Origin of the sequence: Tenacibaculum sp. SSH1-16, assembly GCF_040104435.1 — a bacterium.
Taxonomy (GTDB): Bacteria; Bacteroidota; Bacteroidia; order Flavobacteriales; family Flavobacteriaceae; genus Polaribacter; species Polaribacter mesophilus.
This window is the reverse complement of record NZ_JBECOV010000007.1, coordinates 76,690-89,617: the sequence shown is the minus strand read 5'-3', so window position 1 is coordinate 89,617 and position 12,928 is coordinate 76,690. Positions and strand designations below refer to the sequence as shown.

The window sequence follows — 12,928 nt, the reverse complement described above, 5'->3', positions numbered from 1 at the left end:
TGCAGTACAAAACAATACATCATGAAATTAATTTTTGTTACCATAGGATTATTAGCGTTAGCATTTGCTGGAATTGCCATTAAAATTTGGGCAAAAAAAGACGGAGAGTTTGCTGGTACTTGTGCTAGCCAAAACCCGATGTTAAATGAGAGTGGTGAAGCTTGTGGATTTTGTGGTAAAACTCCAGACCAGTTTGATACTTGTAGTGAACCTCAACATAATAATTAAACAAGTACCAATTAACTAATCTTTTTTAGAATTTATCACTTTACCCTTCTCTCTTACAGCAGCTACTATTTTACAAAAGGAAGTAAAAAAATCTATGTTTAGATGTTATATCGTTCAAGATATTACTCTTCCATAACTAGAGTTACTTAGTTTTTTATAGCTGGTATACTTGGTATTTACCGAATATCGCTATAAATTAGTATATTTATATCAAATCAAATTTTGAAACCCAAGCATTGGACATAAATCAGGAAAAAGTATTTCACCACATTCAACAAGCTAAAAAAGGAAATCAAATATCTTTTAATTATTTATTAGATACTTTCTGGGGGAGCGTGTATGCTTTTCAGCTGAAAAAAACCAAAAATGATAATGATGCTGAAGATATTACTATTCAGACTTTTTCTAAGGCCTTTGATAGAATTGAAACTTTTGATGAAAACTATCAATTCAAAACTTGGTTAATTACAATTTCAAAAAACGTATACATCGATTCTCTTCGAAAGAAAAAATCTACCATATATACACAAACAACTGAAGAACAAGAAAAAGAAGTGTATGCTGTTGTTGATGACGCTCCTTCTCCTGAAGACAAAATTATTACTGAACAAAACTTAGCGAAACTTCTAAAAGACATTAAAAAATTAAAACCAAAATATCAAGATGTCATCAACCTTCGGTATTTTCAAGAATTAAGTTATAAAGAAATTTCTGAGCAAATTGGGGAACCGATAAATAATGTAAAAGTAAAATTATTACGTGCAAAAAAATTATTAGCTGAAATAATAAAGAAATCATAAATTGCAAAACCATAAAAATCAAAACTTTATGATTTTACAGTTTAATGCAATAAGAAAATATCTACATAAAAAAGAATTTCAACCAAAAAGAGAAGAAAAAAAGCATCTGAAAACTTTGTTTGAAAAGTTAAAAGATGGTGACTATTTAAACTTTTAAGCTCTCTTTTTCATGAAAAAATCTCTCTTAAACCTATTAGGCCCTGGACTATTATTTGCTGGTGCTGCCATAGGTGTTTCCCATTTAGTACAATCAACTAGAGCTGGTGCCGATTTTGGCTTTGGTTTACTATGGGCTTTACTCCTAGTACACATTATCAAATATCCTTTTTTTCAATTTGGCCCTCGATATGCTACAGCAACAGGCGAAACGCTTTTAGATGGTTATAAAAGACTCGGTAAAGGAGTTTTAATCAGCTACTTTATCTTAAATCTTGCAACTATGTTTACCATTCAAGCTGCAGTAACTATTGTTACAGCCAGTTTAGCTTCTAATATTTTTGGTATTTCACTTGATTTAGTAGCATGGTCTGTATTAATTATGTTCATCAGTATTGTTTTACTAGGCATAGGGAAATACAAATTTTTAGATAACTTAATGAAGTATATTATTGCTATTTTAACCATTAGCACTATAATAGCCGTAAACATTGCCCTATTTAAAACTGACAAGGGTTTTAGCTTTCAACAAATAATACCTAGCGGAACAGCTCAAGTAACCTTTTTAATTGCTTTCTTAGGATGGATGCCCGCTCCGTTGGATATTTCTATTTGGCATTCTTTATGGTCGGTAGAAAAAGACAAAACTACTTTTGTAAAAATAAAGCCTAAACAAGCCATTTTTGATTTTAATGTTGGCTATATTGGAGCCTTATTTTTAGGAGTTTGTTTTGTTATGTTAGGTGCTTTAGTTATGCATCAATCAGGAGAATCATTCTCTAGTAAAGGAACTATTTTTGCTTCTCAACTAATCAATTTATACACAAAAAACTTAGGAGAATTTTCTTCTGTATTTATTGGTATTGCAGCTTTTACAACTATGTTTAGTACTACCATTACAACATTAGATGCTTCACCAAGAGCTATGGAAAAATCTTCTTTTTTACTTTTTCCGAGAACAACAAGAACAATAAAATTAGGCTACTGGTTTTGGTTACTACTGTTAACGCTTGGAACCTCTGTTATTTTATATTGTTTTTTAAGTGATATGGTATTTCTTGTACGAATAGCCACAGTTTTATCTTTTTTAACAGCTCCGTTTTATGCTATTCTCAACTATATCTTAATTACTGGTAAGCATACGCCAAAAAAGTACAGACCAAATATTGGTTTACGCATTTTGAGTCTTATAGGTATTGTTTTTTTGTTCGGATTTAGTATTTGGTTTTTACTTAGTTTATAAATCTTTTCTTCGTAAATTTGCAGTTCAATTTTTATGGAATGGCAAACGAAACTGTAGCAACACCAGAAAGAACGAAAAAACCAAAATGGTTACGTGTAAAATTACCTGTAGGAAAAAAATACACGGAACTAAGAGGACTTGTTGATAAATATAAATTAAACACTATTTGTACCAGTGGAAGCTGTCCAAACATGGGTGAATGTTGGGGAGAAGGTACTGCTACCTTTATGATTTTAGGTAACATCTGTACACGTTCATGTGGGTTTTGTGGTGTTAGAACTGGACGTCCAGACACCGTTGAATGGGATGAACCTGAAAAAGTAGCTCGTTCTATTAAATTAATGAATATTAAACATGCGGTAATTACCTCTGTTGACCGTGATGATTTAAAAGATGGAGGTTCTATTATTTGGTCTGAAACAGTACAGGCTATTCGTAGAGCTAATCCGAATACTACTTTAGAAACTCTTATTCCTGATTTTCAAGGAAACGAAAAATTAATAGACCGTATTATTGAAGTAGCTCCTGAAGTTGTTTCTCACAATATGGAAACGGTACGTCGCTTAACTCGTGAAGTTCGTATTCAAGCAAAATATGATCGTAGCTTGGGGGTTTTAAAATACCTAAAAGAAAACGGAATGCGTACTAAATCTGGAATTATGCTTGGTTTAGGCGAAACAGAAGATGAAGTAATACAAACCATGAAAGACTTACGTAATGTTGGATTGGATGTTATTACTATCGGTCAATATTTACAACCTAGTAAAAAACACTTACCTGTTAAGGAATTCATAACACCAGAACAATTCAAAAAATACGAAACATTAGGGTTAGAAATGGGCTTTATGTATGTAGAAAGCGGTGCCTTAGTACGTTCATCGTATAAAGCACACAAACACGCTAGCTAACCTTAAATTAAAATATCCTTAACTTTTTAACGGTTTAACGTTAAAAAAATGTCAAATAATTAAAAATTAAATAAAGTACCGCTTTTTATTTATAATTTTGGCACAGATATTGGAAACAACAATACCGTAAGCAAGTAACATTGTTTTCATTGTGTAAATTATTTGAATTAGTTGATTAACAAAGAAGCCCGCTCAAATTGAGCGGGCTTCCTGTTTTTATTCTCTTTAGAGATGCTAATTTTAAATAGCTCTAATTATATCATATTTTGTAATGATGTGGTGTTTTCCATTTTCTAAATCAACTAAAACTGCTTGATTTTCTTTGTTAATTAACTTAGATACCTCATCAATAGAAACTGATTTTTTAACTGTAGGATATGCTCTTCCCATTACATCTTTAATAGGCTTTTCTGCTATATTTTTATCTTCTAAATAACTATATAATAATGCTGATTCATCTACTGAACCTACAAACCCATTTACATCTCTTACAGGAATCTGTGATATTTTAAATGCACGCATTCTTTCGATAGCATGCGATACTAATTCTTCTGTTTGAACAGTTACTAATGGTTTATCTATATGATCTTTAATTAAATCTTCAGCTGTAGTAATTTCTTCATCTAAGAAACCTCTATCACGCATCCAATCGTCATTAAACATTTTTCCTACATAACGGCTTCCATGATCGTGAAACAACACTACCACTACATCATCAGGTTTAAACTCGTCTTTTAACTGTAATAATCCTTTAATAGCTGAACCTGCTGAATTCCCTACAAAAATTCCTTCTTCCTTAGCTATTTTGCGTGTGTAAATAGCAGCATCTTTGTCAGTTACTTTTGTAAATCCATCAATTAAAGAAAAATCAACATTTTTAGGTAAAATATCTTCCCCAATTCCTTCCGTAATATATGGATAGATTTCATTTTCATCAAAAATACCAGTTTCGTGATATTTTTTAAATACAGATCCGTACGTATCTACTCCCCAAATTTTAATATTTGGATTCTTTTCTTTTAAAAACTTAGCAGTCCCTGAAACCGTTCCTCCTGTTCCTACTCCAACAACAAAATGTGTGATTTTACCATCGGTCTGTTCCCAAATTTCTGGTCCTGTTTGTTCATAATGTGCTTGTGCATTTGAAGGATTGTCATATTGATTTACATACCAAGAGTTTGGAGTTTCCTCCCCTAAACGCTTAGATACTGAATAATATGAACGAGGATCATCTGGTTCTACATTCGTAGGGCAAACAACTACCTCTGCTCCTACAGCACGCAGAATATCCATTTTTTCTTTTGATTGCTTATCTGAAATTACAAAAATACATTTGTACCCTTTTACAATAGCTGCTAATGCTAATCCCATTCCTGTATTTCCTGAAGTACCTTCTATAATGGTACCTCCTGGCTTTAAACGACCATCTGCTTCAGCATCTTCTATCATTTTAAGTGCCATACGGTCTTTTACAGAGTTTCCTGGATTAAACGTTTCTACTTTAGCTAATACTAAAGCATCTACTTCTTTTGTTACTGAGTTTAATTGAACTAAAGGTGTGTTACCAATAGTTTCTAATATATTTTTTGCGTACTTCATATCTTATTAATGTTATGCAAAACTAAGCAAATCGAATGGATTTTGAAGGGCGAATTTTTGTAATGATATATGAAGGTACTATCAACATTAAAAAGCAAAGTATTAGCGTACCTATGTTTAACAATAAAATTGCCAAGAAATTAATATCTACAGGCATTGTTGATACATAATAAGTTTCAGGATCTAGACTTATTAACTTCGTATATTTTTGAATTAAAAGCATACTAAGTCCGATGAGATTTCCCCAGAACAATCCTTTTAAAATTAAGTAAGAAGCATTGTATAAAAATATTTTTCGGATACTCCAATTTACACTTCCCAATGCTTTTAAAATTCCAACCATTTGTACACGTTCTAGAATAAGAACCAACAATGCTGTTACCATGTTTATTCCAGCAACCAACACCATGATTCCAATAATAAACCATACGTTATTATCTAATAGTTTTAACCACTCAAAAATAGCAGGATAATTATTTACAATGGTAATACTATTTAAGGTTGCTCCAATACTTGTATACACTTCATCTCCTTTTTCTTTGAGCATATCATAATCATCAATCAACACTTCAAAGCCTCCTATTTCATTATCTTTCCAACGATTAATTTTTTGAACCTCTCTTAAGTCTCCCAACAACATAATCTTATCAAACTGTTCAAAACCTGTATTGTATATTCCCACAATAATTGGCTTTCTTGATTTAAATTTCAAACTACTGTTTTCTGCTCCAAACCATGTTTGAATGGTATCGTTTAGTTTAAAATGCAATCGGTTTGCAATAGATTGAGAAATTAGAATTTCTCGGTTTCTATCTTGGGTAAAATCTGGTAAACGACCCTCAACTAAACACTCATTAAAAAAAGTAAAATCGTAATCAGCCGAAACTCCTTTAAAAATAATTCCTTCAAAATCAGTAGGAGTTCTAATTATCCCTCCAACATTAGCAAAAGGTTGTACTTTTTTTATGCCGTCAATATTTTTAAACTCTGGATAAAACTCTTGGTTAATATCAATCGGAACTGTTGAAACATCTGAATTGTTATTATCGTAATTTACAATTTGAATATGCCCTTTAAAGCCTGTCATTTTATCGCGCACCTTATTCTGAAACCCAGAGGTAATCGACACTGCAATTAACATAATAGCTACACCAAGAGCAATGGCAATGGTTGCAATGGTAATAATTGGTGATGAAATACTGCTTTTATACTGTTTTCCAGCAATGATTCGTTTTGCTATAAATAATTCGAAGTTCAAATGTTTTCTTTTTTACAAACCAAAAGTAACTAATTCTTATGTAAAGAAAGAGAAGAATACCTAGGTTTTAATTCTTTAACTTTTATTATTCTTAAAAAACAGAAATCTGTACCTTTATGTTTTAATTTTTTATAGATGAAGCTTACTTTTAATTACGTTTTTTTACTTTTTTTAGTATTCAGTTTTCAATTTTCTTCTTGTGCACAACAACAAAAAAAATCAACTACTAAAGAAGTGCCAATACAAGAACAGCCAAAAACAATTAAAACGGGTGCTGATAGAACTACAGCTTACCTTCCTCTTTTAAAGAATAAAAATATTGCCATAGTTGCAAATCAAACTTCCGTATTGCAAGGGTTACAACGAGCTGAAGTTGCTCCAAATATCATGGGCTCTAAAATGGTACAACATCACTTAGTAGATTATTTACATAATTACGATAGAATTAACGTTCAAAAAGTATTTGCTCCTGAGCATGGTTTTAGAGGAAAAGCTGATGCTGGTGAAGCCATAGCTGATGGAAAAGATGTAAAAACAGGGATTCCAATTATTTCGTTGTACGGAAAAAACAAGAAACCTTCGCCTGAACAATTAAACGGAATTGATGTTGTTATTTTTGATATTCAAGATGTAGGCGCACGTTTTTACACCTATATCTCTACGTTACATTATGTGATGGAAGCTTGTGCCGAGGCAAATATTCCTGTAATTTTATTAGATAGACCAAACCCAAACGGACATTATATTGACGGACTTATTTTAGAACCTGAACACAAAAGTTTTGTAGGCATGCACCCTGTTCCTGTAGTTTACGGAATGACAATTGGTGAATACGGTAAAATGATTAATGGTGAAAAGTGGTTAGCAAATGGTATTCAGTGTAACTTAACCGTAATTCCGCTAGAAAATTACACACATCAATCAACATATAGTTTACCGATAAAACCATCGCCTAATTTACCGAACGATGTTTCAATAAACTTATACCCTAGTTTATGTTTTTTTGAAGGAACCAATGTATCTGCTGGAAGAGGAACAGATAAACAATTTCAAATTTATGGTTCACCACATTTAGAAAAAACTGATTTTAGTTTTACACCACAACCCAATGAAGGTGCAAAACATCCAAAACATAAAGAGAAAATGTGTTTTGGGGAAGATTTAAGCGCTTCTGAACGTTTGGTTAACCTAAACCTTAGTTGGTTGTTAAAAGCATACGAGCAGTCTCCTAAAAAAGAATTTTTCAACGCTTTTTTTACCAAACTAGCAGGAACTAAAAAACTACAAGGACAAATTGAACAAGGACTTTCTGAAGAAGAAATCAAAGCAAGTTGGCAAGAAGGTCTAAATGACTTTAAAAAGGTACGTGAACAGTATTTGTTGTATGAATAGTTCTTTTTTAATACTTTTGATTATTAAAAATTTTTGACTATGAAAAAGTATCTTATTTTACTTATACTGATTATCGTATTTCCATCTTTAGCTCAAACAAAAGAAGCTGTAACCTCTAGTGGTGAAATTTTTATACTACACTCAGACGGAACTTGGTCAAAAAAAATAACAGATGAAAAAAAATTAAATTTAAAAAACTTTAATGAACCCTATTATTTAAATCGAGATGATTTAGTAAGCTTAGAAAAAGTTAAAGCAAAATACGAAGCAAAAGTCAAGGCTCTAGGTTATGGAGGTGTTAAAACTCAATTAATAGCATTTAAAGCTAAATCTAATGTTAGATTTAATAATCAATCAATACCAAAAATTGTATTTAAATATGAAGGACTTTTAAATCCTGAAGATTTATTCACCGTTATAAAGGCTAATGAAAAAAGAAAAAAAAGACAATTTATTCAAAGTAGTATAGCATTGGGAGGAAATGCAAGAGATACTTCTGAAAATGAAGTAACTTTCAAGCTTAAAAAGATTGAAAAAAACACCTACGAAATAATTTTTGATGACATACTTAAAAAAGGAGAATATGCTATCATTCCTGCGCTAAACAGTGGACAAACTGCCATGGGGTATAGCTACACTATTAAAATTTATTGCTTTGGTATAGATTAACTAAAAAACATCACTCTTTCATCCAGTTATCAGAATAAATATTAAATCATTTCTCCTCACACATCGATTGTCTATAGTTAATTCCCCAGTTTGCTAAATTGTCAATTAAAGGAAACCCTTCCTAAGGACTACTAGAGTAAATAAGTGCCTTCTACAAAAACCCTTGTTCTTTCATCCACTTATTCGAATAAATTTTATTCATATAACGAGAACCGTGGTCAGGTAAAATTACTACTACTACGCTATCATTATTAAAATACTCTTTGTTTGCGTACTGTTGCGTAGCTTGCAATGCAGCTCCTGAAGTATATCCTGCAAAAATTCCTTCTGTTTTTACAAGCTCTCTTGCTTTTAAGGCTGCTTCTTTATCTGATACTTTTTCGTATACATCAACCACATCGAAATCGGTAGAAGTTGGAATTAAGTTTTTACCTAAACCTTCTATTTTATAGGGACTAATTTCATTTGAATCAAACTCACCTGTTTCATGATACTTTTTAATCACTGAGCCCATCGCATCGACTCCTAAAATTTGAATATCAGGATTTTGTTCTTTTAAATAACGTGCTGTTCCAGAAATCGTTCCTCCTGTCCCGCTTGCTGCAACTACGTGAGTTACTTTTCCGTCGGTTTGTTCCCAAATTTCTGGTCCCGTACTCTTATAATGTGCTTCAATATTTAGTTCATTAAAATACTGATTGATATAAATAGACCCTGGATTTTCTCTATGCAATCTTTTAGCTACTTCGTAATACGAACGAGGATCGTCAGGAGTAACATTTGCAGGACAAACATGTACTTCTGCTCCCATAGACTTTAACATGTCTATTTTGTCTTGAGAAGACTTATCACTCACTGCCAAAATACATCTATATCCTTTTACAATACTAATCATTGCCAATGAAAACCCTGTGTTACCAGATGTTGTTTCAACAATAATATCTCCTTCTTTTACGATTCCTTTTTGTTCTGCTGTTTCTATGATATGCAATGCAATTCTATCTTTAGCAGAGTGACCTGGATTAAAAGCTTCAACTTTTGCATAGTAAGTACCCGGTAAATCTTGGGTAATTCGATGCAGTTGAATCATGGGAGTTTGACCTACTAAATCTATTATTGAATTGGTAATACCTTGATGTCTCTTCATTATAGTTTGTAAATAAGAAAAAGTGTCATTACGAAAAACGGACACGAAAAATCTGTTGAGATTGTTCGTTGCTTTCGCAATGACACTTACACTCAATCGAGCGCAAAAATATAATTATTTTTTTAACTTACCTTCTAACATTAAAAAGAACGTATATTCTTCTGCTGTTTCTTTTAAAGCATCGAACCTTCCTGAGGCTCCTCCATGACCTGCTTCCATATTAGTATGTAAGAATAACATGTTGTTATCTGTTTTTAATTCACGTAGTTTCGCTACCCATTTTGCTGGCTCCCAATACTGTACTTGGCTATCATGTAAACCTGTGGTTACTAACATATTTGGATATGTTTTTGCTTCAACTTGATCGTATGGAGAATACGACTTAATATAATCGTAATATTCTTTATTATTCGGGTTCCCCCATTCGTCATATTCACCTGTAGTTAATGGAATACTATCATCTAGCATGGTAGAAATTACATCAACAAAAGGCACCGCAGCTATGATTCCGTTATATAGCTCAGGATTCATATTTACAATAGCCCCCATTAATAAACCTCCTGCAGAACCTCCCATAGCATATAAATGCTCTGGAGATGTATAACCGTTATCAATTAAATATTTAGAACAATCAATAAAATCGGTAAATGTATTTTTCTTGTTCAACATTTTACCATCTTCATACCACTCACGTCCTAAATACTGACTTCCTCTAATATGCGCTAAAGCATATACAAATCCACGATCTAATAAACTTAAACGTGTTGTTGAAAACCCATCATTAATTGTATATCCGTAAGAACCGTACGCATATTGTAAGATTGGTGTATTTTTATCAAGCTTGGTATCTTTATGATGTACAATTGATAACGCTACTTTTTTACCATCACGAGCAGGTACCCAAATACGCTTGCTTACATAATTATTTTTATCAAACTTTCCTCCTAAAACTTCTTGCTCTTTTTTAACTTCTTTTGATCTGTCTTTCATATTGAAATCAATCACAGAGCTTGGAGTTGTCATTGAATTATATGAGTAACGAATTACCTCTGTATCGAATTCAGGGTTACCATATACTCCTGCTGAATAGGTTTCTTCTTCAAAAGGTAAGTAGTAGTCTTCAGTTCCATCCCATCGTTTAATACGGATTTTATTCAATCCTTCGTTTCTTTCTTCTAAAACTAAATAGTCTTTAAAAATTGAAAAATCTTCAAATAAGGTATCTTCTCTATGTGGAATTACATCTACCCAGTTTTCTTTCCCAGGCTTATCTACAGGAGTTTTCATCAACTTAAAATTGGTTGCTCCGTCCTTATTGGTTTTAATATAAAAATGATCTCCGTAGTGTGCTACTTCATATTCTAAATCACGCTCACGTGGTTGAATTATTTGTAATTCTCCATCAGGATTATTAGCATCTAATACATGATATTCTGTTGAAACAGTACTATACGAACCTATTATGATATAATCTTTAGATTTTGATTTGGTAACAAAAGCTCCGAACGTATCGTCTTTTTCTTCATACACTAATTCATCTAAAGATGCATCAGAACCCAATGTGTGTTTGTAAATCTTTGAAGAACGTAACGTTACAGGATCTTTTTTAGCATAAAACAACGTTTTATTATCATTAGCCCATACAGAACCTCCAGTGGTATTTTCAATAATATCTTTATAGATTTTACCAGTTTCTAAGTTTTTAATTCTAATAAAATATTGACGACGACTAACTGTGTCTGTAGCAAAAGCTGTCATTTTATTATCTGGCGACACATTTAACCCTCCTAGCTGGAAATAATCATATCCTTTTGCTTCATTATTCACATTGAACATGATTTCCTCTTCTGCTTCTAAAGTTTCTTTTTTACGGCTATAAATAGGATATTGCTGTCCTTTTTCATAACGAGTTATGTAAAAGTATCCATCTTTTTTGTATGGTACTGACTCATCATCTTCTTTTATGCGCCCTTTCATTTCTTGAAATAACTCTTCTTGAAACTCTTTAGTTTCTTTTGTCATTTCTTCATAATAAGCGTTCTCTGCATTTAAGTAATCGTATACTTTTTGAGTTTGTTCGTCTTTAACTTCTGCATTTTTTTGAGCATCAGTTAAACGCATCCAAAAATAATCATCAGTACGTATATCTCCGTGTTTCTCTAACTTAGTTGGTTGCTTTTCAGCAACTGGGGCTTTGATATCTTTATTCATTTCTTGTTTTTTGCAAGAACCAAAAATAAGACTAAAAAACAAAGCCGGTAGCATTATTTTTTTCATTTTTTAAGTTGGTTTATATTTCTTGTGAAAATACTATTTTTGTTGGAAAATAAATCATAAAAACTGTACAATATGTTCGGAGATATTTCTGGAATGATGGGTAAACTAAAAGAAGCCCAACAAAAAGTAGAAGAAACAAAAAAACGATTAGATACCGTTTTAATTGATGAAGCAATTGCTGGAGGAAATGTAAAAGTTACCGTAACCGCTAATCGTGAAGTTAAAGCTATTACAGTAGATGAGTCTTTGTTAGATGACAAAGAAGAATTGGAAGACTATTTAATCTTAGCGCTAAACAAAGCATTAAAACGTGCTGGTGAAATTAACGAACAGGAATTAGCTGTTGCTGCTAAAAGCGGAATGCCTAATATTCCTGGAATGGATATGTTCAAATAATAAGTTATGCCTGTACAATTAGAAGATTATATGTTGCCTTGCTTAAACAAAAAATTCTTTGGAGTTGACTGTTTAGGTTGTGGTATACAGCGTGCTTTGAGCTTAATTTCACAAGGAGAGTTCGTTGCTGCTTTTAAAATGTACCCTGCTATATATACCTTACTACTTTTAGCTTTTGTTGTAGGCATTAACTTCTTCTATAAAGTAAAATATGCTCAAAAAATAATCAGTATATTGGCTATTATTAACATAATTATTATAGTGAGTAGTTATGTTATAAAAATGAATCAATTAATTTAAACTTTAGAAAACTATGGAAAAACAAAAACTACCAAATTCTACAGGTGTTTTAGTATTAGGAATCATTTCAATTTTAGGGTGCTGCTGTTATGGATTTATTGGGTTAATTCTTGGTGTTGTTGCTTTAGTTTTAGCTAAAAAGACTACAACTTTATATAATGAAAACCCAGATGAATATGATGGAATCAATAATGTTAAAATTGGTAAGATTTTGGCTATTATTGGTGTTATTTTAAGTTCATTATATATAATTACTATGGTAGGAATGATTTTATTCTTTGGTTGGGATGCTCTACAAGACCCTGAATTATTAAGAGAACGATTAGAAAGTATACAATAACTGTATAACTCGTATATTACATAAGAAAAGCGACCACTTGGTCGCTTTTTTATTAATCTCCTATACTTTTAATTTTATCCCACCAACTTAACACAGTTTCAACTCCTTGTCTAATATGGACCCCAACAGAATACCCCCAATCGTAATCCTCTTGTAAACCTCCATTAATTTCTAATTTCTCTTTGAAACTTAGTTCTTTTAATTCTTTCATTTTT

14 protein-coding genes are annotated in these 12,928 nt (G+C 31.9%); 9 read left to right on the top strand and 5 right to left on the bottom strand.

Annotated features, from left to right (window positions below):
- Positions 1 to 21 precede the first annotated feature (21 nt).
- From ABMY20_RS10470 to lipA, 4 genes are all read left to right on the top strand, one after another.
- Entirely contained in the window at positions 22 to 228 is a 207-nt protein-coding gene (locus ABMY20_RS10470; RefSeq protein ID WP_047789493.1) for a hypothetical protein, read from the top strand.
- 236 nt (positions 229 to 464) lie between these two features.
- On the top strand, positions 465 to 1,028 hold the full coding sequence (locus ABMY20_RS10465; protein ID WP_082118657.1) for a sigma-70 family RNA polymerase sigma factor: 564 nt from the start codon (positions 465 to 467) through the stop codon (positions 1,026 to 1,028).
- 169 nt (positions 1,029 to 1,197) lie between these two features.
- Positions 1,198 to 2,427, top strand: a complete 1,230-nt coding sequence (locus ABMY20_RS10460) for an Nramp family divalent metal transporter (RefSeq protein WP_349265245.1) — start codon at positions 1,198 to 1,200, stop codon at positions 2,425 to 2,427.
- A 38-nt stretch (positions 2,428 to 2,465) separates the two neighbouring features.
- Positions 2,466 to 3,335, top strand: a complete 870-nt coding sequence (lipA, locus tag ABMY20_RS10455) for a lipoyl synthase (protein ID WP_349265244.1) — start codon at positions 2,466 to 2,468, stop codon at positions 3,333 to 3,335.
- 240 nt (positions 3,336 to 3,575) lie between these two features.
- On the opposite strand, the gene ABMY20_RS10450 is transcribed toward lipA, so the two are convergent.
- Together ABMY20_RS10450 and ABMY20_RS10445 are read right to left on the bottom strand one after the other, a co-directional pair.
- Positions 3,576 to 4,934, bottom strand: coding sequence for a pyridoxal-phosphate dependent enzyme (locus ABMY20_RS10450; protein WP_349265243.1), 1,359 nt, complete (start codon positions 4,932 to 4,934; stop codon positions 3,576 to 3,578).
- 22 nt (positions 4,935 to 4,956) lie between these two features.
- A complete protein-coding gene (locus ABMY20_RS10445) occupies positions 4,957 to 6,192 on the bottom strand; it encodes an FtsX-like permease family protein (RefSeq protein ID WP_073182978.1) in 1,236 nt (411 codons plus the stop codon).
- 135 nt (positions 6,193 to 6,327) lie between these two features.
- On the opposite strand from ABMY20_RS10445, the gene ABMY20_RS10440 reads away from it, so the two are divergent.
- Entirely contained in the window at positions 6,328 to 7,584 is a 1,257-nt protein-coding gene (locus ABMY20_RS10440; RefSeq protein WP_349265242.1) for a DUF1343 domain-containing protein, read from the top strand.
- A gap of 39 nt (positions 7,585 to 7,623) precedes the next feature.
- On the top strand, positions 7,624 to 8,253 hold the full coding sequence (locus ABMY20_RS10435; protein ID WP_349265241.1) for a hypothetical protein: 630 nt from the start codon (positions 7,624 to 7,626) through the stop codon (positions 8,251 to 8,253).
- Positions 8,254 to 8,404: 151 nt separating this feature from the next.
- On the opposite strand, the gene ABMY20_RS10430 is transcribed toward ABMY20_RS10435, so the two are convergent.
- Together ABMY20_RS10430 and ABMY20_RS10425 are read right to left on the bottom strand one after the other, a co-directional pair.
- Positions 8,405 to 9,400, bottom strand: coding sequence for a cysteine synthase family protein (locus ABMY20_RS10430; protein ID WP_349265240.1), 996 nt, complete (start codon positions 9,398 to 9,400; stop codon positions 8,405 to 8,407).
- 114 nt (positions 9,401 to 9,514) lie between these two features.
- The gene (locus ABMY20_RS10425) at positions 9,515 to 11,611 is read right to left on the bottom strand and encodes a S9 family peptidase (protein WP_349265239.1); all 2,097 of its coding nucleotides are present in this window, start codon (positions 11,609 to 11,611) and stop codon (positions 9,515 to 9,517) included.
- Positions 11,612 to 11,749: 138 nt separating this feature from the next.
- Between ABMY20_RS10425 and ABMY20_RS10420 the strand changes: the two genes are divergently transcribed.
- The 3 genes from ABMY20_RS10420 to ABMY20_RS10410 are packed head-to-tail and all read left to right on the top strand — an operon-like array spanning position 11,750 to position 12,713.
- Entirely contained in the window at positions 11,750 to 12,073 is a 324-nt protein-coding gene (locus ABMY20_RS10420; RefSeq protein ID WP_047789483.1) for a YbaB/EbfC family nucleoid-associated protein, read from the top strand.
- A gap of 6 nt (positions 12,074 to 12,079) precedes the next feature.
- On the top strand, positions 12,080 to 12,373 hold the full coding sequence (locus tag ABMY20_RS10415; RefSeq protein WP_231128418.1) for a DUF2752 domain-containing protein: 294 nt from the start codon (positions 12,080 to 12,082) through the stop codon (positions 12,371 to 12,373).
- A 13-nt stretch (positions 12,374 to 12,386) separates the two neighbouring features.
- Positions 12,387 to 12,713: a CCC motif membrane protein gene (locus ABMY20_RS10410; RefSeq protein ID WP_349265238.1), complete on the top strand. Its 327-nt coding sequence runs from the start codon at positions 12,387 to 12,389 to the stop codon at positions 12,711 to 12,713.
- 52 nt (positions 12,714 to 12,765) lie between these two features.
- On the opposite strand, the gene ABMY20_RS10405 is transcribed toward ABMY20_RS10410, so the two are convergent.
- Positions 12,766 to 12,924: a hypothetical protein gene (locus ABMY20_RS10405; RefSeq protein ID WP_156167055.1), complete on the bottom strand. Its 159-nt coding sequence runs from the start codon at positions 12,922 to 12,924 to the stop codon at positions 12,766 to 12,768.
- Positions 12,925 to 12,928: the final 4 nt, after the last annotated feature.